The 21,074-nt window shown below is 72.0% G+C and carries 22 protein-coding genes and 1 riboswitch; of the genes, 14 read left to right on the forward strand and 8 right to left on the reverse strand.

Going from position 1 to position 21,074, the window contains the following annotated elements:
• The first annotated feature begins 39 nt into the window (after positions 1-39).
• Together AGRA3207_RS33705 and AGRA3207_RS33710 are read left to right on the forward strand one after the other, a co-directional pair.
• Positions 40-927, forward strand: coding sequence for a DsbA family protein (locus AGRA3207_RS33705; protein WP_231331160.1), 888 nt, complete (start codon positions 40-42; stop codon positions 925-927).
• Between the two features lie 53 nt (positions 928-980).
• Positions 981-1,178: a hypothetical protein gene (locus AGRA3207_RS33710; protein WP_231331161.1), complete on the forward strand. Its 198-nt coding sequence runs from the start codon at positions 981-983 to the stop codon at positions 1,176-1,178.
• Between the two features lie 78 nt (positions 1,179-1,256).
• Here the strand turns inward: AGRA3207_RS33710 and AGRA3207_RS33715 are convergent, their stop codons facing one another.
• Together AGRA3207_RS33715 and AGRA3207_RS33720 are read right to left on the reverse strand one after the other, a co-directional pair.
• On the reverse strand, positions 1,257-2,258 hold the full coding sequence (locus AGRA3207_RS33715) for an aldo/keto reductase family protein (protein ID WP_231331162.1): 1,002 nt from the start codon (positions 2,256-2,258) through the stop codon (positions 1,257-1,259).
• 40 nt (positions 2,259-2,298) lie between these two features.
• The gene (locus AGRA3207_RS33720; protein ID WP_231331163.1) at positions 2,299-2,874 is read right to left on the reverse strand and encodes a DUF3043 domain-containing protein; all 576 of its coding nucleotides are present in this window, start codon (positions 2,872-2,874) and stop codon (positions 2,299-2,301) included.
• Positions 2,875-3,006: 132 nt separating this feature from the next.
• Here AGRA3207_RS33720 and AGRA3207_RS33725 point away from each other — a divergent pair, with 132 nt between their 5' ends.
• From AGRA3207_RS33725 to pspAB (AGRA3207_RS33750), 6 genes are all read left to right on the forward strand, one after another.
• Entirely contained in the window at positions 3,007-3,816 is an 810-nt protein-coding gene (locus tag AGRA3207_RS33725) for a PspA/IM30 family protein (protein ID WP_231331164.1), read from the forward strand.
• A complete protein-coding gene (pspAA, locus tag AGRA3207_RS33730) occupies positions 3,813-4,091 on the forward strand; it encodes a PspA-associated protein PspAA (RefSeq protein ID WP_231331165.1) in 279 nt (92 codons plus the stop codon). The genes AGRA3207_RS33725 and pspAA overlap by 4 nt, the downstream gene beginning before the upstream one ends.
• 109 nt (positions 4,092-4,200) lie before the next feature.
• Positions 4,201-5,118, forward strand: a complete 918-nt coding sequence (gene htpX / locus AGRA3207_RS33735) for a zinc metalloprotease HtpX (RefSeq protein ID WP_231331166.1) — start codon at positions 4,201-4,203, stop codon at positions 5,116-5,118.
• Entirely contained in the window at positions 5,118-5,687 is a 570-nt protein-coding gene (gene pspAB, locus AGRA3207_RS33740) for a PspA-associated protein PspAB (RefSeq protein WP_231331167.1), read from the forward strand. The genes htpX and pspAB (AGRA3207_RS33740) overlap by 1 nt, the downstream gene beginning before the upstream one ends.
• A gap of 93 nt (positions 5,688-5,780) precedes the next feature.
• Positions 5,781-6,695 (forward strand): M48 family metalloprotease, encoded by a 915-nt coding sequence (locus tag AGRA3207_RS33745; RefSeq protein WP_231331168.1) that lies wholly within the window; start codon positions 5,781-5,783, stop codon positions 6,693-6,695.
• Positions 6,696-6,699: 4 nt separating this feature from the next.
• Positions 6,700-7,299 (forward strand): PspA-associated protein PspAB, encoded by a 600-nt coding sequence (gene pspAB / locus AGRA3207_RS33750; RefSeq protein ID WP_231331169.1) that lies wholly within the window; start codon positions 6,700-6,702, stop codon positions 7,297-7,299.
• Between the two features lie 10 nt (positions 7,300-7,309).
• Here pspAB (AGRA3207_RS33750) and nadA read toward each other — a convergent pair whose 3' ends face one another.
• Positions 7,310-8,464 carry a quinolinate synthase NadA gene (gene nadA / locus AGRA3207_RS33755; RefSeq protein WP_231331170.1) on the reverse strand — a complete coding sequence of 385 codons (1,155 nt, stop codon included), beginning with the start codon at positions 8,462-8,464 and terminating at the stop codon, positions 7,310-7,312.
• A gap of 237 nt (positions 8,465-8,701) precedes the next feature.
• Here nadA and AGRA3207_RS33760 point away from each other — a divergent pair, with 237 nt between their 5' ends.
• Complete coding sequence (locus tag AGRA3207_RS33760) at positions 8,702-9,064, forward strand: HesB/IscA family protein (protein WP_231331172.1); 363 nt, start codon at positions 8,702-8,704, stop codon at positions 9,062-9,064.
• Positions 9,065-9,231: 167 nt separating this feature from the next.
• Positions 9,232-10,218, forward strand: coding sequence for a carbohydrate kinase family protein (locus AGRA3207_RS33765; protein ID WP_231331174.1), 987 nt, complete (start codon positions 9,232-9,234; stop codon positions 10,216-10,218).
• 427 nt (positions 10,219-10,645) lie between these two features.
• On the opposite strand, the gene AGRA3207_RS33770 is transcribed toward AGRA3207_RS33765, so the two are convergent.
• The gene (locus tag AGRA3207_RS33770; protein WP_231331176.1) at positions 10,646-10,939 is read right to left on the reverse strand and encodes a sulfurtransferase TusA family protein; all 294 of its coding nucleotides are present in this window, start codon (positions 10,937-10,939) and stop codon (positions 10,646-10,648) included.
• Positions 10,936-12,114, reverse strand: a complete 1,179-nt coding sequence (locus AGRA3207_RS33775) for a cysteine desulfurase family protein (RefSeq protein WP_231331178.1) — start codon at positions 12,112-12,114, stop codon at positions 10,936-10,938. Before AGRA3207_RS33775 ends, AGRA3207_RS33770 begins: the two co-directional genes overlap by 4 nt.
• Positions 12,115-12,278: 164 nt before the next feature.
• Here AGRA3207_RS33775 and ctaC point away from each other — a divergent pair, with 164 nt between their 5' ends.
• From ctaC to AGRA3207_RS33795, 4 genes are all read left to right on the forward strand, one after another.
• Positions 12,279-13,073 (forward strand): aa3-type cytochrome oxidase subunit II, encoded by a 795-nt coding sequence (gene ctaC, locus AGRA3207_RS33780; RefSeq protein WP_231331180.1) that lies wholly within the window; start codon positions 12,279-12,281, stop codon positions 13,071-13,073.
• On the forward strand, positions 13,070-14,737 hold the full coding sequence (gene ctaD / locus AGRA3207_RS33785; protein ID WP_476692274.1) for an aa3-type cytochrome oxidase subunit I: 1,668 nt from the start codon (positions 13,070-13,072) through the stop codon (positions 14,735-14,737). Before ctaC ends, ctaD begins: the two co-directional genes overlap by 4 nt.
• 3 nt (positions 14,738-14,740) lie before the next feature.
• Complete coding sequence (locus AGRA3207_RS33790) at positions 14,741-15,151, forward strand: cytochrome c oxidase subunit 4 (protein WP_231331182.1); 411 nt, start codon at positions 14,741-14,743, stop codon at positions 15,149-15,151.
• A 183-nt stretch (positions 15,152-15,334) separates the two neighbouring features.
• Positions 15,335-16,564: a L,D-transpeptidase gene (locus tag AGRA3207_RS33795; protein ID WP_231331184.1), complete on the forward strand. Its 1,230-nt coding sequence runs from the start codon at positions 15,335-15,337 to the stop codon at positions 16,562-16,564.
• Positions 16,565-16,650: 86 nt separating this feature from the next.
• On the opposite strand, the gene AGRA3207_RS33800 is transcribed toward AGRA3207_RS33795, so the two are convergent.
• The 3 genes from AGRA3207_RS33800 to AGRA3207_RS33810 are packed head-to-tail and all read right to left on the reverse strand — an operon-like array spanning position 16,651 to position 20,288.
• The gene (locus tag AGRA3207_RS33800; protein ID WP_231331187.1) at positions 16,651-18,192 is read right to left on the reverse strand and encodes a M48 family metallopeptidase; all 1,542 of its coding nucleotides are present in this window, start codon (positions 18,190-18,192) and stop codon (positions 16,651-16,653) included.
• Positions 18,189-19,490 carry a basic secretory family protein gene (locus AGRA3207_RS33805; protein WP_231331188.1) on the reverse strand — a complete coding sequence of 434 codons (1,302 nt, stop codon included), beginning with the start codon at positions 19,488-19,490 and terminating at the stop codon, positions 18,189-18,191. Before AGRA3207_RS33805 ends, AGRA3207_RS33800 begins: the two co-directional genes overlap by 4 nt.
• A gap of 39 nt (positions 19,491-19,529) precedes the next feature.
• On the reverse strand, positions 19,530-20,288 hold the full coding sequence (locus tag AGRA3207_RS33810; RefSeq protein ID WP_231331190.1) for a CHAP domain-containing protein: 759 nt from the start codon (positions 20,286-20,288) through the stop codon (positions 19,530-19,532).
• Between the two features lie 393 nt (positions 20,289-20,681).
• Positions 20,682-20,872: riboswitch (cyclic di-AMP (ydaO/yuaA leader) on the reverse strand.
• Positions 20,873-21,074 lie beyond the last annotated feature (202 nt).

Genomic DNA, 21,074 nt, shown 5'->3' on the forward strand with positions numbered 1-21,074 from the left:
CCTCACCTGGAAGTCCGCGACGTCCTCTGAGGAGACCCGGTGGGCATTCCCCCGAACACACCGTGGCAGCAGCCGGGCCCGCCTTACGGGCCGCCGCCCTCCACACCGCCGCCCTCCATGCCGCCGCCGTCCATGCCGCCGGGAGGCCACGGGCCCGGCTGGAGTCCCGTCCCGCCGATCCCGCCCGGCCCGCCTCCCCGGCGGACGGGGGCCGGGCTGGCTATCGCCCTCGCCACCGGCGGGCTCGTCCTCGTCCTGATCGTGGTGGCGGCCGTCGTCCTCGCCGGGCGGGACGGCGGCGGCGGAGGAGGTGGGGCAGGCGGGGCCCAGGCGCGGGCGAAGACCGGTGAGATCAAGGGCGGCGCGCTCGCCACCCCCGGCCCCGACGGCAGCCTCACCATGGCGCGGCCGGGCGTCACCGGCCCGGTCGTGGACGTCTACGAGGACTTCGCATGCCCGCACTGCGGCGCGTTCGACCGCCTGCACGACCCGATGCTCAAGGAACTCGCGGTGTCCGGCCGCGCGAAGGTGGTCTTCCGCCCGGTCGTGATCTTCAGCGCGGGCAACGAGCCCGCGCACGGCAACTCGCTGCGGGCGGCAGCGGCGCTGCGCTGCGTCCCGGACGGCGCGCGCTGGCTGTCCTACCAGGACGCGCTGTACGCGCACCAGCCGCCTTCGCTGAGCGAGAAGGGCTACGCCACGTCCGACCTCGTCGCCTACGCCGCGCCGTTCGGGCTGACCGGAGACGGCTTCCGGAACTGCGTGACGGGCCAGCGGTACGCGGACGAGGTCACGGTGGTCAGCAAGGGGTACATAGCGTCCGGCCTCCAGGGCACGCCCAGCGTCAGGGTGAACGGGCGGATGCTCGGCTCGGCCGAGACCGCCTCGCCCGAGACGCTGCGCCGCGCGGTCGAGGCCGCGTCCTGATCAGGCGGCGCCTGGAGGGACTAGTCTCACCGCGACGAGGGAGGTCGACAGCGATGGCGTGGAGCTGGCGTTTGGAAAGGGCCGACGGGCGGCCCGCGGGGGAGTCGGAGGAGACCTTCTCCACCCAGGCGGACGCGGAGAGCTGGCTGGGCGAGAACTGGCGCGCCCTGCGCGCCGACGAGGTCGAGAAGGTGACCCTGCTGGACGGCGAGTCGGCCGTCTACGGGATGAGCCTCGACGACCCCGTCTGACACGGCCCGCCCGCGGCGGCCCGGGCGGCGCGGCGCCGGCGCACCGGGCCGCGGGGCCGGACCCCGCGGCCCTCGCGCTCAGGGGCGCGTGCTCGGGCTGACCGTCTTGGCCGGGTCGCGGACGACGGCGTCGCCGAGGACGTCGTCGATACGCTTCAGCACCTCGGCGTCCAGCCTGACACCGGCCGCCTTCACGTTGTCGGCCACCTGCTCGGGACGCGACGCCCCGACGATCGCCGCCGACACGTTCGGGTTCTGCAGCGTCCAGGCGACGGCGAGCTGGGCCATCGACAGCCCGAGCTCGTCGGCGATCGGGCGCAGGTTCTGCACGCGGGTGAGCACGTCGTCGTTCAGGTAGCGCCGGACCATGTCGGCGCCGCCCTTCTCGTCGGTCGCACGCGACCCCTCCGGCAGCGCTTGGCCCGGCTTGTACTTGCCGGTGAGCACGCCCTGCGCGATCGGCGACCAGACGATCTGCCCGACGCCCTCGCGCTCGGACAGCGGGACGATCTCCTCCTCGATGACCCGCCACAGCATCGAGTACTGCGGCTGGTTGGAGACGATCCGGTCGAGGCCCATCTCGTCGGCGATCTTCAGGGCCCGCTCGATCTCGTCGGCGCGCCACTCCGAGACGCCCACGTACAGCACCTTGCCCTGGCGGACGAGGTCGTCGAACGCCCTGAGGGTCTCCTCCAGCGGCGTCTCGCGGTCGAACCGGTGGGCCTGGTACAGGTCGACGTAGTCGGTGCCGAGCCGGCGGAGCGAGCCGTCGATCGACTCCCTGATGTGCTTGCGGGACAGCCCCCGGTCGTTCTGCCCGGGACCGGTGGGCCAGTAGACCTTCGTGAAGATCTCCAGCCCCTCGCGGCGCTGCCCCTTGAGCGCGCGCCCGAGGACCTCCTCGGCGCGCGTCCCGGCGTACACGTCCGCGGTGTCGAAGGTGGTGATCCCCTCGTCGAGGGCCGCGCGCACGCAGGCGTGCGCGGCGTCCTCCTCGACCTGGGAGCCGTGGGTGAGCCAGTTGCCGTACGCGATCTCGCTGATCTTCAGACCGCTCCGGCCCAGGTATCGGAACTCCATGGGCACGAACCCTAGCCGGACGTGGAACGGTACCGGCGCGTCAGACCTTGTCCTTCTCACCCAGCGAGACCGCCGGCGCGGGCATCCGGAGCCTGCGGATCTGCATGGCGCGCATGGCCGCGTACAGCCCGACGCCCCGGGTGTCCTCGCCGGGGTGGCGCTCCGCGGCGAGCTTCTTGACCCCCCGGCTCAGGAACACGCCCTCGGCGAGGACGATGAGCAGCACCACCGGCGGCGCGAACAGCCCCAGCAGCCGCGCCGCGGGGATCGGCAGGAGGCTGAGGATCACGATCGCGAACAGCGCGTACATCAGGTACGAGCCGAAGGTGCGGCGGGCGTCGACGTAGTTGCGCGCGAGCCTGCGGACGGGGCCCTTGTCCCGCTTGAGCAGGTACTTCTCCTCGCCCCTGGCCATGCCGGCGCGGGCCTTGACGCGCTCGTCCGCCTGCCTCGCCCTGACCTTCTTGTACGCCTCCTTGCGGGAGGAGGGCGCGGTGATGGGCTGGCGGCGGCGTTTCTCGGCCTCGCTGCGCTTGGGCGTGGGGCGGCCCTTTCCTCCCGGCTTTACTACCTGAGGAGGATTCGCCGGGGCTTCCGGGGTACGACGCTTGAACACGGGCTCAGCCTACCGGCTGCGAACATCGTGGCTGCCTCGCGCGTTAACGCGTAGGGTGATAAGAACCCCAGCAGTGGTCATTAAGCCCAGTTTGCGACTGAGGCGACAGCACGAAGGGACCGGCGCCGCGCGATGAGCGTGATGAAGCGAATGTCGATGATCTTCAAGTCCAAGGCGAACAAGGCCCTGGACCGCATGGAGGATCCTCGCGAGACGCTCGACTACTCCTACCAGCGCCAGCTGGAGATGCTGCAGAAGGTCCGTCGGGGGGTCGCCGACGTCGCCACCTCGCGCAAGCGTCTCGAGCTGCAGATCAACCAGCTCGAGGGCCAGCAGACCAAGCTGACCGAACAGGGCAAGAAGGCGTTGCAGGTGGGCCGCGAGGACCTCGCCCGCGAGGCGCTCACCCGCCGCGCGGGGCTCGACAGCCAGCTCGGCGACCTGCGCGCGCAGTACCAGCAGCTCCAAGGCGAGGAGGAGAAGCTCACGCTCGCCTCCCAGCGGCTGCAGGCCAAGGTCGACTCCTTCCGTACCCGCAAGGAGACGATCAAGGCGACCTACACCGCCGCCGAGGCGCAGACGAAGATCAACGAGGCGTTCTCCGGCATCTCCGAGGAGATGGGCGACGTGGGTCTGGCGATCCAGCGCGCCGAGGAGAAGACCGAGACGATGAAGGCCCGCGCCGGGGCGATCGACGAGCTGCTGGCGTCCGGCGCCCTGGAGGACTTCTCCGGGCCCAAGGACGACATCCAGGCCGAGCTCGACCGGATGGGCTCCGGCCCGGGCGTCGATCTGGAGCTGGAGCGGCTCAAGGCCGAGCTGGGCCAGGGCCCCGCGCCCAAGGAGCTGAGCCAGGGCACGCCGACCGCGCAGCCCCAGCAGCAGCCGCACGACACCCCGCAGCAGGCGCCGTGGCCGCAGAACCCCGGGGGTGCGCAGTGATCGTCCGCCTCATGGGCGAGGGCCAGCTGGACGTCGCGGCCGACGACCTGTCCGCGCTGAACACCCTCGACGCCGAGCTGGAGTCGGCGATCGAGTCCGGCGACGAGACGGCCTTCCGCGCCGCGCTGCACGCCCTGCTGGACAACGTCCGCAAGGTGGGCACCCCGCTCCCGGCCGACAGCCTGGCGCCGTCCGAGCTGATCCTGCCCCCGGCGGACGCGCACATCGACGAGGTCCGCTCCATGCTGGGCGACGAGGGGCTGATCCCCGACTAGGCGGTGCCGCGGCCGACGGCCGTGGGACCGCTCCACAGGGCGGTCCAGGCACAAAAACCCGGTCTCGTGCGTTCCTACGACTGAAAGCGGGAGAACTGGGGGGTTCGCAATGGCCCGGACGCGTTACGCCTCCGACCGGGGGCTGACGTCGCGCATGCTCGTGACCATGTTCCTGCTGGGGCTGGTCTACGTCGTCTTCGTGTCGGCGTTCTTCGTGATCACGCCGAAGTTCGGGATGATCGCGCTGGGCGTCGCGGTCCTGTTCCTGCTGGCCCAGTACTTCTTCTCCGACCGGCTGACCATGTTCGCCATGCACGGCCGGGAGGTCTCCGCCGAGGAGGCGCCCGAGCTGCACGGCGTCATCGACCGCATCTGCGCCATGTCGGACGCGCCGAAGCCGAAGGTCGCGATCGCCGACACCGACGTCCCCAACGCCTTCGCCACCGGCCGCAACCAGAAGAAGGCCGTCGTCTGCGTCACGACCGGGCTGCTGCGCCGCCTCGACCCCGTCGAGCTGGAGGGCGTCCTCGCGCACGAGATGGCCCACATCGCGCACAAGGACGTCGCGGTCATGACGATCGCCTCCTTCCTCGGCATCTGCGCGGGCCTCATCACCCGGTTCGGGCTGGAATGGGGCCTGTGGGGCGGCTTCAACCGCCGCGACGGCGACCAGAACACCGGCCTCGTCCTGCTCGCCGTGATCGCGGTCAGCGCCGTCGCGTACGCGGTCAGCTTCCTGCTCACCCGGGCCCTGTCGCGCTACCGGGAGCTGTCGGCCGACCGGGCCGCCGCGCTGCTCACCGGCCGCCCGTCCGCGCTGGCCAGCGCGCTGACGAAGGTCACCGGCGAGATCGCCCGGATCCCGACGAACGACCTGCGCTCGGCCCAGGCGTTCAACGCCTTCTTCTTCACCCCGGCGTTCGGCAAGGGCTTCAGCATCTCCTCGCTGTTCTCCACCCACCCGCCGCTGGACCGGCGGCTCGCGCAGCTGTCGGCGATCTCCGACCAGCTCGGCAGGGGAGCCTGATGGGATTCCTGGACACGCTGCTCGGCCGGTCCAAGCCGGTCAAGCCCGACCTCGACCGGCTGTTCGCGCTGTCCAACGCTGCGATCACACTGGAGGCGGCGACCGGGTTCACGCCGACCGGGCTCGGCTCGGTGTGCTTCCGCGCGGCCGAAGGGGGCGCGTTCGCGCGGCTCCAGCGCGACGTCCAGGAGCTGCTGGACGCCGACGAGGGCCCCAAGGTCGAGATCAGCACCGACTCCTACGGCTACACCTGGCTGCTCGCCGCGCACCCGCCCGAGGACCTGCCCGGCCTCGTCACCGACCTGCACGCCGTGAACGCGACGCTGGAGTCGGGCGGGTTCGGGCCGCACCTGCTGTGCTCGCTGGCCGGATTCACCGGCCCGGACGGGCGGCGCCTCGCGCTGGTCTACCTCTACAAACGCGGCACCTTCTACCCGTTCGCGCCGCTGCCCGGCGACAAGCGCGACAACGCGCTCGAACTCCAGGTGCGCGGCGCGGTCGGCGCCGACCTGCCCTTCGAGGACGACCTCGGCCGCTGGTTCCCCGTCTGGGGCGCCCCGGGCCTCTGACCGGCCCCTGACCGGCCGGTTCGCCCGCGGTGTCGAGTCCTTCTGTGTCATGCGACGCTGATCGCCGGGCGGCCGCCGCCCTAACGTCGGCCCATGGGGCCCACGCGTGACGCGCCCGACTCCGGGCTGACCTGGCGGATGCTCGCCACCATGACCCTCGTCACCGTCGTGTACGCGGCGGCGGTGCTGCCCGCGTTCCTCGCGGGCCCCGCCTGGGGGGCCGCGGCGGCCGCCGTCGCCGCCGCCCTCGCGGTGGCGTCGTCGCGGTGGGCGGACCGGCTGGCGCTGTACGCGATGGACGCCCGCCTCGTCGACGCGGACGAGGAGCCGGACCTGCACGCGGTCCTCGACCGGCTGTGCATGTCGTCGGGGCTGCCGAAGCCGCGCCTGGCCGTCTCCGCGCTCGGCATCCCGAACGCCTTCGCCGCCGGGTCGGGGCCCGGCACGGCGGTGGTGTGCGTGACCGACGGCCTGCGCGCCCGCCTCGAACCGGCGGAGGTCGCCGCCGTGCTCGCCCACGAGACCGCGCACGTCGCCAACCGGGACGTGCTCGTCACGGCGGTCGCCTCCTTCCCGGCCCTGGCCGCCGGGCTGTTCCTCGGCCGGTGGACGGACCTGTTCCGCGGCGGCCGGCGGGGAGCCGCTCGCGCGGCCGCGTGGGGCGCCGGGCTCCTCCTCCTGCCGGCGGCCGTCGCGGCGGCCCTGCTGCACGGCGCGGGCACGCTGGTCGGCCTGGCGCTGTCGCGGCACCGGGAGCTGTGCGCCGACTCGACGGGGGCGCTGCTGACCGGACGGCCCGCCGACCTCGCGTCCGCCCTCGGCAAGGTCGACGACGGGCTGCGGGACGCGTCCAGGGACGAGCGGCGCGCGCTGCGTCCCGTGCGGGCCCTGTGCGTGGCGGCGGCGCGCGGGGAGGGCGCGGCCGGGCTCCTGTCCACCCATCCGACGCTGGCGCGGCGCACGGAGCGGCTCACCGCGATCTCCCGCCGCCTCGCGAGCGGAGGCTGACTCGGTGGGCCTCCTGGACGGGCTGCTCGGCCGTCCCGCGCCCGCCGTCCCCGACCTGGACCGGCTGTTCGCCCTGCCCGGCGCCGCGGCGGCGCTGGAGGCCGCGACGGGCCTGGTCCCCACCGGCGGCGGCGCCGTCTGCCACCGCCTCGTGGAGGGCGGCCCGTTCGGCGCGTTCGGGCGGGCGCAGCGCGAGGTGACCCGGCTGCTCGGGCACCCCGCCGCCGCGGGCGGGCCGTGCGAGGCCGGGACGAGCGGAGGCCCCCACGGCTGGGTCTGGGTGCACGTCGCCCACCCGCCCGGCGCCCTCGGACGGCTCGTGGGCGACCTGCACCTGGTCAACGCGACCCTGGACGCCGCCGGATACGGCCCCTACCTGCTGTGCACGGTGGTGGGGTTCCGCAGGGACGGCTCCGCGCGGCCGTTGCTCCTCGTCCACCCGCACGGACGCGGGACGTTCTACCCGTTCGCGCCCAGCCCAGGGGAAGCCCGGCACCGCGACGGCGCCCTGGAGGCCCGAGTCCGCGACGCCCTCTCCGGGGAGCTGCCGATCGAGCAGGACACCGCCCGCCGGTTCCCCGTCTGGGACGCCCCCGGCCTGTGAACCCGGACGATCACGGCAGGGCGAGCATCTGGTCAAGGGCCACCCGCGCGTAGTGGGCCGTCTCCTCTTCCACCTGGATGACGTTCTCGACCTCGCCGCGCACCAGGGACTCCAGCGACCACACCAGGTGCGGCAGGTCGATGCGGTTCATCGTCGAGCAGTAGCAGACCGTCTTGTCCAGGAACATCACGTTCTTGTCCGGGTGGGCGCCCGCCAGCCGCCGGACGAGGTTCAGCTCCGTGCCCACGGCCCACGACGACCCGGGCTCGGCCTCCTCCAGCGTCCGGATGATGTACTCCGTCGACCCGATCCGGTCCGCGGCGGTGACGACCTCGTGCCGGCACTCGGGGTGGACGAGGACGTTGACGCCGGGCACGCGGGCCCGGACGTCGTCCACCGACTCCTTGCTGAACCGGCCGTGCACCGAGCAGTGGCCGCGCCAGAGGATCATCTTGGCGTCCCGCAGGTCCTGGTGCGCCAGCCCGCCGTCGCGGCGATGCGGGCTGTAGACGACGCAGTCGTCCAGGGAGAAGCCCATCTCCAGGACGGCGGTGTTGCGGCCGAGGTGCTGGTCCGGCAGGAACAGGACCTTCTTACCCTTGGCGTAGGCCCATTCCAGGGCGCGCTTGGCGTTGGAGGAGGTGCAGACCACGCCCCCGTGCCGTCCGACGAAGCCCTTGATGTCGGCGGAGGAGTTCATGTAGGTGACGGGGACGACGTCGTCGGCGATGCCGGCGTCCTCCAGGACGTCCCAGCACTCCTCGACCTGGTCGAACGTCGCCATGTCGGCCATCGAGCAGCCCGCGCCGAGGTCCGGCAGGATCACCCGCTGGTGGGCGGCGGTCAGGATGTCGGCCGACTCCGCCATGAAGTGCACGCCGCAGAACACCACATAGGGCGCCTCGGGCCGCGCCGCCGCCTCCCGGGCGAGCTTGAACGAGTCGCCGGTGACGTCGGCGAACCGGATGACCTCGTCGCGCTGGTAGTGGTGGCCGAGGACGAACACGCGGTCGCCGAGCGCCGCCTTCGCCGCGGCGGCGCGCTCGACCAGCCGGGGGTCGGACGCGGGCGGCAGCTCGCCGGGACAGTCCACGCCGCGCTCGCTGGCCGGGTCGGCGCCGCTGCCGAGCAGCAGCAGCGGAAGGTCGCGCACCGGGGTGGTCACGGGAGTCTCCCTCCTGCGACGGGGCTTATCGTCGCTTTGACGACTAATCATGGCACATCCGGGCAAGTCTGGCGGTGTGACGTAGACCGCACCGCCCGGGGGAGTTAAACCGGGCCGGGAAGCGGAATGGCTTTGTGGCGAGGTACGTTGTCCTAACGGAGTGAGGTCGTTCGACGTCCTCGGACACAAGCGACAGTTCGCCGCACCCGCGGCGCGGCAGACCCGGGAGCTGAACACATGACGGTTTCAGGCGAGACGACGCAGGAGACCACGCAGCAGGGCGTCATCATCACCGACGCCGCCGCCGAGAAGGCCAGGGGCCTGCTTGAGCAGGAGGGCCGTGACGACCTTGCGCTGCGTGTCGCCGTGCAGCCGGGGGGCTGCTCCGGTCTGATCTACCAGCTCTTCTTCGACGAACGGGAGATGGACGGCGACCAGGTCCAGGACTTCGGCGGCCTCGCGGTCCGGGTGGACCGCATGAGCGCCCCGTACCTGACCGGCGCCACCATCGACTTCGTCGACACGATCGAGAAGCAGGGGTTCACGATCGACAACCCCAACGCCTCCGGCTCCTGCGCCTGCGGCGACTCCTTCAACTGAGCGCGGCGCAAGCGTCACGCAAAGGGCGGCCCGGACGATTGTTTCCGGGCCGCCCTTCGCCGTCGCGGGGTGCGCGCGGCGGCGAGGTGTGGTCCGATGGGAAGTAGTCTTTCCGGGTTGAAACAGCCGGTGAACAGCCGGACGACCACGACGAGGAGAGCGACGCCGTGCGCATCGCCGTGACTGGCTCCATTGCCACCGACCATCTGATGACCTTCCCCGGAAGGTTCACCGACCAGCTCCTGCCCGATCAGCTCGATCAGGTGTCGCTGTCGTTCCTGGTGGACGAGCTGGAGATCCGCCGCGGCGGCATCGCCGCCAACATCTGCTTCGGGATGGGGAGCCTCGGCAAGGGCTCGATCCTCGTCGGCTCCGTCGGCGACGACTTCGCCGACTACCGCTCCTGGCTCGACCGGCACGGCGTCGACACCGCCTCCGTGCACGTGTCCGAGATCCACCACACCGCCCGGTTCCTGTGCACCACCGACCAGGACCAGAACCAGATCGCCACGTTCTACGCCGGCGCGATGAGCGAGGCCCGCTCCATCGAGCTCGGCCCGGTCGCCGACCGCGTCGGCGGCCTCGACCTCGTCGTGGTCAGCCCCAACGACCCCGAGGCCATGCTCCGGCACACCGAGGAGTGCCGCTCCCGCGGCATCCCGTTCGCGGGCGACCCGTCCCAGCAGCTCGCCCGCATGGACGGCGCGGACGTCCGCCGCCTCATCGACGGCGCCGCGTACCTGTTCACCAACGAGTACGAGAAGGCCCTCTGCGAGGAGAAGACCGGCTGGCCGGGCAAGGAGATCCTCTCCCGCGTCGGCGTCCGCGTCACCACCCTCGGCGCCAAGGGCGTCGTCATCGACCGCGAGGGCGAGGAGGGCCTGCACGTCCCGGCGGTGTCCGTGGAGAACGTCGTCGACCCCACCGGCGTCGGCGACGCCTTCCGCGCCGGGTTCCTGTCGGCCACCGCCTGGAACCTCCCCCTGGAGCGCGCCGCGCAGGTCGGCAACGCCATCGCCGCCCACGCCCTAGAGGCCGCGGGCCCGCAGGAGTACACCCTCTCCGGCCGGGCCTTCCTGGACCGCTTCGCCACCACCTACGGCAGCGACGCCGCAGACGAGGTGGCCCCCCACCTGGCCTGCCCCACCCCGTAAGCGGCAGCAAGCACACACGCACAGACGATGGCCGCGCCCACAAGGGCGCGGCCATCCGTTTTCCACCCCTCCGCAGCCCGCCCCTGGCACGCGGAAGGTGGAAGCGAGCGCCTGATGGGGAGGGCGGCGGGTGAAGTGCCTATGGCGTGCGGGAGGTGGAAGCGGGGGGCGCGCGTCGCCTGGACTGAGGAGGAAGCGAGCGCAAGCGAGCGCCCGACGAGGGAAGGCGGCGCATAAAGCGCCCCTCGCCGCCGAGCGGAGGCGAGGCAATGAGTAGGTGCAAGCGAGCGCCCGACGAGGGAAGGCGGCGCATAAAGCGCCCCCCGCCGCCGAGCGGAGGCGAGGCAATGAGTAGGTGCAAGCGAGCGCCCGACGAGGGAAGGCGGCGCATAAAGCGCCCCCCGCCGCGACGCCGGAGGCGGCGCCATCAATACGTGCGGCGGATGTGGAAGCCCCAGCCGCCTTGGGCGAGGGTCTCCTCCCAGACGAAGTCCTGGGATTTCATGCGGCACCAGGCGGGGACGTCGGTGCGGGCGGCGGCGTCGTCGGCGAGGACGGCGACGATCTCGCCGACGGGGACCTCGCGGATGCGTTCGGCGAGCATGATGATCGGGATGGGGCATTTGCGGCCGAGCGCGTCGATGACCAGGACCGGCGGCGGTCCCGCGGGCTCTGCGGGGGGCGGCGGCTCCTCGCTCTTGGCGCGGCCTCGGAACCTCATGGGCGCGACCGCCTCCCTGTCTCTAGCGTGTCCGACGTCGTCCGGCGCAGCCGGGCGACGGTGCCGGGGAGGACGTCGAGGAATCGCCCGACGTCCGCGGGATCGGTGCCCCGCGGCAGCGATACCCGCACGTTCCCATGGGTAATCACTCCCATCGCCTCCAGCACGTGACTGGGTCGCAGCGTATCCGCCGTGCACGAGCTACCTGAGGAAACCGCGAAACCCAGCCTGTCCAGTTCAGTGAGAAGTGCCTCACCTTCTACGTAGAGGCACGAGAAGGTCACGAGGTGCGGCAGGCGGTGGCGGGGGTCGCCGACGATCTCGACGTCGGGGACGTCGCGGGCGACGCGTTCGCGGATCAGGTCGACGAGCGCGGAGAGGCGCGGCGCCTCCTGGTCCATCTCGGCGCGGTACGCCTCCAGGGCGGCGGCCGCGGCGGCGATGGAGGGGACGTTCTCGAAGCCGGGGACGCGGCGTCCTTCGCGTTCGTCGGCGGGCAGGGGGGAGCGCCACCGGGTGCCCTTGCGGACGGCGAGGACGCCGACGCCGGCGGGCCCGCCCCATTTGTGGGCGCTGCCCGTGAGGAGGGACCAGCCGCCGGGGACGTCGGCGCGGCCGAGGGACTGGGCGGCGTCGACGACGAGGGGTACGGCGGCGTCGCGGCACAGGCGGGCGACCTCGGCGACGGGCTGGAGGGTGCCGACCTCGTGGTTGGCGGACTGGAGGCAGGCGAGCGCTGTGTCCGGGCGCAGCGCCGCGGCGAATTCGGCGGGGTCGACCCGGCCGGTGCGGTCGACGCCGACGGTGGTGACCTCGCCGCCGTCGTGTTCGTGCAGTTCGGCGGCGTGCAGGACGCTGGAGTGCTCGACGGCGCCCACCACGAGGTGCCGCCCGGCCCGCCGGCGCGCCTGGAGTCCCCCGAGGACCGCCAGGTGCACCGCCTGGGTGCCCGAGGAGGTGAACGACACCTCGTCCGGACGGGCGCCCAGGACGCCGGCCACGCGCGCGCGGGCCCGGTCCAGCATCATGCGGGTGCTCCGGGCCGTCCCGTAGAGCCTGGCGGGGTCGGCCCAGCCCGCGTCGAGCGCCTCCAGCAGCGCCGTCCGGGCCGCCGGGTGCGGCGGCTCGGTGGAGGCGGCGTCGAAGTACGAGCCCGGCGCGCTGAAGTCGGCCACGCCAGAACACTAACCGGGCACCCGATCGGGGGTTCGGGCGACCCTCGCGCTAGTGTGTCCAACGCACGTGTACCAAGTGTTCTCACCCGCCCGGCAGACCGGGCATTCACCCGTGGGGAAGGCATTCCGTGAGTCCGACCCGCTCTAGGGAGCGGCGTACGCCTGTGCGCGGTCGCCGCGCATTGAAAAGCGCCTGCGCGCTGGGGCTGCTGTCGCTGACCGCCACCGCGTGCGGCGGCGAGGCGTCCCGCCTTGGCATGCCCGAGCCGATCGGACCCCAGGCAGAGCGCATGCTGAAGCTCTGGCAGGGGTCCTGGATCGCGGCGTTCGCCGTCGGTGCCGTCGTCTGGGGCCTGATCATCTGGGCGGTGCTCTTCCACCGCAAGCGCTCCGACGACCTGCCCCCGCAGGTGCGGTACAACATGCCGATCGAGATCCTGTACACGGCGGTCCCGTTCGTCATCATCGCGGTGCTGTTCTTCTTCACCGTCCGGGACGAGGACTACGTCGAGAAGACCACGAAGGACCCGGCGGTCGTCGTCGACGTCACGGGCTTCCAGTGGAGCTGGCAGTTCGACTACAAGGAGAAGGTCGGCGGGCAGGAGAAGACCGTCGCCTCCGTGGTCGGCCAGCCGGTCGCCCCGAACGCCTCCACGGGCGCCAAGCCGGTCATGACGATCCCGGCGGGCAAGACGGTCCGGGTGCGGCTGCACGCCAACGACGTCATCCACTCGTTCTGGGTCCCGGCGCTCCTCTACAAGAAGGACGTCATGCCGGGTTACACCAACGAGTTCGAGTTCACCGCGGACAAGCAGGGCACCTACGAGGGCCGCTGCGCCGAGCTCTGCGGCGTCGACCACAGCCGGATGCTGTTCCAGCTGCGGGTCGTGTCCCCCGAGCAGTACGCCAAGTTCATCGCCGATTCGAAGGCCGCGCTGGCCGCGGGGGGTGCCCAGTGACCACGATCAGTCACGCACCGAGCGCGCCGGTCGCCGCGTCGCGGACGAGCAAGGGGCGCATCCTCGCCTCGTGGATGTCGTCCACCGACCACAAGGTGATCGGCTACCTCTACCTGATCACGTCGTTCGTGATGTTCCTCATCGGCGGCGTGCTCGCGCTGGTGATGCGCGCCGAGCTGTTCCGGCCGGGGCTGCAGGTCGTCAGCAACGAGCAGTTCAACCAGCTGTTCACCATGCACGGCACGATCATGCTGCTGATGTTCGCGACGCCGTTGTTCGCGGGGTTCGCCAACGTCATCATGCCGCTGCAGATCGGCGCGCCGGACGTGGCGTTCCCGCGGATGAACATGCTGGCGTACTGGCTGTTCCTGTTCGGCAGCCTGATCGTCATCGCGGGCTTCCTGACCCCCGGCGGCGCCGCCAGCTTCGGCTGGTTCGCCTACGCCCCGCTGTCGGACGCGGTCCGCTCGCCGGGCGTCGGCGGTGACATGTGGGTGATGGGCCTGGCGATGTCGGGCTTCGGCACCATCATGGGCGCGGTCAACTTCATCACGACGATCCTGTGCATGCGCGCGCCGGGCATGACGATGTTCCGGATGCCGATCTTCACGTGGAACATCCTGCTGACCTCGATCCTGGTGCTGCTGGCGTTCCCGGTGCTGGCCGCGGCGCTGCTGGCGCTGGAGGCCGACCGGAAGCTGGGCGCGCACGTGTTCGACGCGGCGCACGGCGGCGCGCTGCTGTGGCAGCACCTGTTCTGGTTCTTCGGGCATCCGGAGGTCTACATCATCGCGTTGCCGTTCTTCGGCATCGTGACCGAGATCCTGCCGGTGTTCAGCCGCAAGCCCGTGTTCGGCTACATCGGCCTGGTGTTCGCGACGATCAGCATCGCGGGCCTGTCGGTGACGGTGTGGGCGCACCACATGTTCGTGACCGGCCAGGTGCTGCTGCCGTTCTTCTCGTTCATGACGTTCCTCATCGCCGTGCCCACGGGGGTGAAGTTCTTCAACTGGGTGGGGACGATCTGGAGGGGCCAGCTGACGTTCGAGTCGCCGATGCTGTGGTCGCTGGGCTTCCTGGTGACGTTCCTGTTCGGCGGGCTCACCGGCGTCATCCTGGCGTCGCCGCCGATGGACTTCCAGCTCTCCGACTCCTACTTCGTCGTGGCGCACTTCCACTACGTCGTGTTCGGCACCGTGGTGTTCGCGATGTTCGCGGGCTTTTACTTCTGGTGGCCGAAGTGGACGGGGAAGATGCTGAACGACACCCTCGGGAAGATCCACTTCTGGATGCTGTTCATCGGCTTCCACGGCACGTTCCTCATCCAGCACTGGCTGGGCGCCGAGGGCATGCCGCGCCGGTACGCCGACTACGCCAAGGAGTTCCAGGGCCTCAACGAGGTCTCGACGATCTTCTCGTTCGTCCTCGGCCTGTCGCTGCTGCCGTTCTTCTACAACGTGTACATCACGGCGAAGAAGGGCAAGCGCGTGGAGGTCGACGACCCGTGGGGCTACGGGTCCTCGCTGGAGTGGGCGACGACGTGCCCGCCGCCGCGGCACAACTTCAACTCGATCCCGAAGATCCGCTCGGAGCGGCCCGCGTTCGACCTGCACCACCCGCACGTGGGTGCGAAGGGCGAGCTGGCCGGGACGAGGGGGGAGTAGCCGATGCGCGTCCAGGCGTTCATGTTCTACGGTTGCGCGGTCTTCTTCCTCGCCACCGACATCGTGTACTGGCTGTGGTCCGGCGACTGGACGGGCACGACCGCCCTGGCCCTCGCGATCGGCCTCGCCGGGCTCATCGGGTTCTACATCCACTTCACCGTCCGGCGCCTTGAGCGGGCCAACAACGGCCCGCTGTACGAGGACGACCCGGAGGGCGACATCGCCGACGCGGCGGGCGAGCTGGGCTTCTTCAGCCCCCACAGCTGGTGGCCGCTGTACCTGGCGATGTCGGCCGCGTGCGTGGCCCTCGGCGTGGTGTTCGGCTGGTGGCTGGTCATCCTCGGCGCCTCCGCGTGCATCATGACGACGATCGGTCTGGTCTTCGAGTACTACCGGGGTCATTTCGCCCACTGAGCAGTAAAAGAAGCCCAAGAGGGGCCGGTACCGACATTTTTGTGGGTACCGGCCTTTTCATCTGGGCGTCGTTCCGGCTTCGGGGCTGGGCAAGACGATTCACTCGCCCAGCGGACGACCGGGGGGTCCACAGTGCGGGTCGGTGGCTCAGGAGCAGGAGACCGGGGAAGGCGGGCCGCCGCGGTGCTCGCCGGTGCGGCGCTGGCGGCGGGAACCGCCGCCGCCTGCTCCGGCGACGGCGCCGACGGCAAGGACGCCGTCGACCTCGCGGTGACGCCGGGGAACGGCGGCGCCGTGCTCAGACCGGACGGCCAGATCGCCGTCCGGGCGCACAGCGGCACGATCGAGAACGTCACGGTGGCCACCAAGGGGGCCCCGGTGGAGGGCGAGCTCAGCGCGGACAGGACGCAGTGGCGTTCGCGCTGGACGCTCGACCCGGGCCAGAACTACACGGTGAGCGCCACGGCGATCGGCAAGGACGGCAGGAGCCGCACGGTCGGCACCCGGTTCGCCACCGCGACGGTGCAGAAAACGGTCAAGACGGACATGGAGGCCCCGTTTCACAAAGAGACGGTCGGCATCGGCATCCCGATCATCCTCCGGTTCGCCGGGAAGGTCGCCGACAAGGCCGCGGTGGAGCGCGCCCTGGAGGTGCGTTCCGACAAGCCCGTCGAGGGGGCCTGGCACTGGTTCCAGGGTGACGAGGGGCCGGAGGTGGTGTTCCGTCCCAAGCAGTACTGGCCCGCGCATACCAAGGTGAGCTTCCGCGCCCACCTGAGCGGTGTCCACACCGGTAACGGCGTGTACGGCAAGAAGAACTACACCGTCGACTTCCAAGTCGGGGACGAGCACGTCTCCACCGTCGGTGAGGACAACCACAAGATGGTGGTGAAGTTCAACGGCAAGAAGGTGCGGACGATCCCCACCAGCATGGGCCGTGGCGGGGTCCGCAAGTACACGACCACCAACGGCGTCCACCTGACGATGGCCAAGGAAGACCCCACCACGATGACCTCGGAGTGGGAGGGCTGCGGGCCAGGCTGCCCCGGCTACTACAGCCTGACCGTGTACAAGTCCGTACAGATCTCCGACAGCGGCGAGTACGTGCACAGCGCCCCGTGGTCGGTCGGCAGCCAGGGGCACGAGAACGTCAGCCACGGCTGCATCAACATCAGCCCGTCCAACGCCACGTGGTTCTACAAACACGCATACCGGGGCGACCCGGTGACGGTGACGGGCACCACCCGGCCGCTGGAGCCCGACAACGGCTGGGGCTACTGGCAGCTGAGCTGGGGCGACTGGGTCAAGGGCAGCGCCCTCAAGCGGTCGGTCACGACAGCCCCGCACACCGACGCCGCGACCCTCTCAGCCCAGTCGCAAACCGGAGCCCAACAGCAAACAGCACGCAACTAAGGCGACCTCCAACAACCGGAGAGATCGCCGTGATCGCGTGCGAAGCCAGTTGCGAGCTAGCGAGCAACTGATCGCGGAGCGAGCCCTCAAGGGCGAGTTCGGAGCGATGCAGCGATCACCGCGGTGCCCGCTGAAGGAGGGCCGCCAAGGCCCGACGCCAAGGGCGCTGCAATAAATACAGCGATCACTGCGGTGCCCGTTGAAGGAGGGCGTTCAACGCCCGACGCCGAGGGCGCTGCAATAAATACAGCGACGCCATGAATACCACTCCAGTTCCTGGCCATGGCGATGCGGTCGGGGCCGGCGGGGTGGGTCATCCACAGAAGGTATTCGAGGGCGTCGGGGTTCAGGTCGGAGATGTTGCGGACGGACAGCTCGTGCTGCATGGCGATGAACGTCGACGGGTCGCGGGTGAGGTCGAGCGCGTGGGCGTCCGCGCGGGCCTCGATGCGGCGGCTGACGAGGTTCTGGACGGGTGTGCCGATCTGTGTCCCGGCCGCCACGAGGGCCAGGAGGAGGGCCAGGGACCGCGGGTCGGCGGCCCCGGTGCCCCTCGCCTTCCGGGCGGCTGTCGCCCCTGCGGAGGGTGGTTCGGCGGGCGGTGGTCCGTCGGGCGGTGATCCGGCGGAATTCGGTGGCCCGTCCGGCGCCGCCAGAGGAACCCCGGCGCGCCTCAGGAGGCGCGGAGAGGTCAGCAGAAGGTAGAGCAGGCACACGGCCCCGGCGACGCCCATCGCGCCCACGAGCGTGCCCCACAGGACGTCGTTGCGCTTGGCGTGGCCTAGTTCGTGCCCGACGATCGACTCGATCCGCGCGGGCGGCGACTTCAGCAGCGTGTCGTACAGGACGATCCGCCGCGTGGACCCGAACCCGGAGACGTAGGCGTTCAGCGACGTGGTCCGGCGGGAGGCGTCGGCGACCAGCACGTCCTTCACGGGCACGCCGTCGCGTTCGGCCATGGCCAGCAGGTCGCTGCGCAGGCGGCCCTGCGGCAGCTTGTGGAACGTGTTGAACACCGGCTCGACGGCCACCGGGTAGAGGAACGACACGGCGATGACGAGGACGGACCCCGCCGCGGCGGCCCCGGCCCACCAGTAGCGCGGGAAGCGCCGCATCAGGGCGTAGAGCAGCAGCAGCGCGATCGTGTAGATGACCCAGGTGACGGCGAGGGACTTGAGCTGGTCGAGGAGCCATTCCGGGCGGCTCTGCGTGGACAGCCCGTACCGGCGCAGGACGGACTCGCTCCAGAGGTCGAAGGGGAGCCCGGCCAGCCGCAGCAGCGTCGTCAGCGCGACGGCGGCGACGGTCACGCGCAGCGGCCACCGGCGGACCCTGGCCGTCGTCCAGGCGATGAACCGGGAGCCGAGGGGGGTGAGGCCGAGGACGAGGATCAGCACCAGGCCGGTGAGGAGACCGGCGTAGGCGGGCGGGGTGACGGCCGAGTCGAACGCGCGGGAGCGGGCGATCTCGGCGGGGGAGAAGTCCAGCGCCGGGTCGGCCTTCACGCGGCCGCCCGGAACGTCCCCGGGCAGCGGGTTCCAGGGCGTGGTGAGCACCAGCACGGCGCCGACCGCGGCGAACAGCACGGCGGCGGCGGCCGCGGCCGCGATCCGGGGGCGTCGGCTCAACGGAGCTCCTTCTTCAGGTAGTCGCGCCACTGGGCGGTGAAGCGGTCCCGGGTGAGGCCGAGCACGTCCCGCAGCGCGGCCGCCTCGGAGACGCGCCCGGCGGCCCGGTACAGCCGCACGAGCGTCGCCTCACCGTACCGGCCGGCGACCATCCGGCTGGCGAGCCAGGACTCCTGGTAGGCCCGCGACAGACCCGGCGAGGTCCCGGCGAACGCGTCCGCGCCGGGCAGCGCGGGCGGCACGCGCCCGGCGGCGACCTCGCGGGCCAGTTCCCGGGCGGCCGAGCGGACGCCGACCTTCGCCCGCGAGTAGCCGACGTAGTCCGCGAAGCCCTCGATCAGCCACAGCGGGGTGGTGCGGTCGCGGGCCCCTCCGGTGGCGACGTGGGTGAGCTCGTGGGTGAGGACGACGTCCCGGCCGAGGGCGTTGAGGCGGCCGAAGGTGGCGGGGGAGACGATGACGCGGTCCTCGCCGCGGCCGCCGCCGGCGGAGGGGACGACGGTGGCGAGCGCCGCGACCTCGCCGAGATCGGGCCCCTGCCCGGCGAGGGCGGTGGCGAGGCGCGGGGCGGCGGGGACGAGGGCGACGGCGCGCCGCGCCCAGCCGCCGCCGACGATCCCGGTGACGATGGGCACCGCGGCGTCCAGGCGCCCGGCGATGCCGTCGAGCCCGGCGGCGTCGCCGATGACCAGGACCGCCCGGCCGCGGACGACGGTCAGGGGCCCGCCGTCCCAGATGTCGGAGTCGCCGTCGAGCCCGTGCGCCGAGCCGTCTCCGACGATCACCCAGCCGCCGGAGCGGGGGCCGAGGGACAGGAAGCGGGTGCGGGCCACCTCGTCGCGGTCGAAGTCCCGCAGTTTGTAGCGGACCTCCACCTGGACGACGGCCTCGCCCGAGTCGCCGTCGATGGGCTGCGTGCGGACGAGGCGCTCGCGCCAGCCCTCCAGGGGGAGCTTGCGGAGGTTGTCGTAGACGCGGGCCTGTGCCTCCTGGAACGCGGGGGGCGCGGAGGCGACGGTGGCCAGGAACGCCGCGCGGTCGCCGTCCGCGACGGCACGGGCCCGGCTGGCGAGGATGGTTCCGGCCAGGTCCGGATGGAATGCCCCGGCCGCCCTGGTCGCGCTGGTAGAGGCCCCCGGGGGACCGGCAGAGCGCGCGCGGAGCAGTCCGGCGGTCCCGGCCGCCAGCAGGGCGGCTCCTCCCGCGCCCAGGCCGAGGAGCCTGCGGCGTGAGAGGGCGCCCGCCTCGGAAGCGCCGTCCGAGGCGGCGTGTTCCACCCCGCGGGAACCGTCCTCCATGCGCGCGATCCTATGCAGCGGGCCGGTGGGGGCGGGCCGTCATGACGCGTAGGCCGGATATCCGTAGCCGACGACCTTGTCCGTGGCACGGGTCTTGACCCTCACGGCGTCGCCGGTGTTGCCCTCGACGGTCTGGATCGTTCCATCGCGGTTCGTTCGGATCACCATGCCGACGTGGTCGATGCCACTGACGGCGCCACCGCCCCGCCAGTCGTAGAAGACGACGGCGCCGGGCCTCGGCCGGGTGCCCCAGCGGTCCTGGTCCTGGAACCAGCGGGCGTGGGCGACGGTCCAGGCGTCCCAGCCCATCGAGTAGCTGAAGCCGAGCCGGTCGCCGACCCAGGAGACGAACATGTCACACCAGTTGGCGTCGCCGTACAAGCCGATCGAGCCGCCGTCGCGGCCGACGGTCTCCCCGGCGCGGGAGGTGCCCATGTACCACCGCTGGAACTTGGTCCCGCCGCCCCGGTCCTCCGCGATCCCGACCTGGGAGCGGGCGAGCCCGATGGCCTGCTCGGCGGTGGGCCGCGCCTTCTTCCGGGACGTGGACGGCGGTGCTCCGCGGCCGGGTTTCCCGCGTGCGGCTCCGCGTCCGGACTTGGTGAGGGACGCCGTCTTCGTGCCCCCGCCGGTGGCCGCGTGCGTGGTCGCGGCGGCCGGGGCGGACGGGCCGAACGGCAGGACCGACGCCTGCGCGGTCGCCGCGGCGGTGCCGAGCACGGCGGCGCCGATGATCATGGGGCTGGTCGCGCGCCAGGCGGGCGCGGTGCGGCGGGGTCTGCGGTGCTTGCCTGCCACGGGGGTCTCCTTGGCTTCCGTGCCGCCCACCGGTCGGCCGACGGGGCGGGCGCGGAGGCGGCCCGGGAGGCCCGAGGGCAGGGCGATGCGCCCCCGGGGGCGTGCGGGCGCCCGGGCGGGCGCCGCTGGGGGACGGGTCAGGGGGTGTCGCGCTCCCGGCTCGGACGTCGCGGAGCGGGCGGGCGCGGCCGCACGGTCATCGGGCGGCCACGCCCGCGATGCCGGCGGCTACACGCGCCGCACGGCGCCGGCGGACGGTGCCGTCCGGCCTGGGTCGGTCTCGACGTTCCGCTGGGTCTGTCGTGGAACGCCCGGGTGCGGGACGCGGCGGCGGACTGGCCGCCCGGCGTCCGGGCATGCCGGGGCGTGTCGATGAGGGTTACCTGACAAATCTCTCCTTCTTCCAAACGCCTACCGGGTTAGCTGACGGGTTCGGGCGTGGAAGTGGCCCTACGGCGGGCTCCCGCCGGGCGGCGGGAGTCGCCGATTCACCCCGGGGGCCGGATTGCCCGTCCGGGACGGTTCCCGGACTCCGGCGATTGGGTCCCCGGCTCCGCTCGTGGCGGACTCGGCGTTGCCGCTGCGATCCTGAGGGCGCGATGGGGCCCGGCGCGGGACCCTGTGTCCCGCGTGCGAAGGAGCGGCGTTGATGTTGTGAGGGCGGCATCCCCGTCGTGGGGACCCGCCCGTGGCCGGAGCCCTCGTGGGCCGCCGTGGCGCACTCTCAGCGCCATGCACGCTTCGGCGTGCGCACGGTCGGCCGGGCCGGCCGGGGGGAGGCGGCAC

The organism is Actinomadura graeca (assembly GCF_019175365.1).
In the GTDB taxonomy this organism is placed as follows: Bacteria; Actinomycetota; Actinomycetes; order Streptosporangiales; family Streptosporangiaceae; genus Spirillospora; species Spirillospora graeca.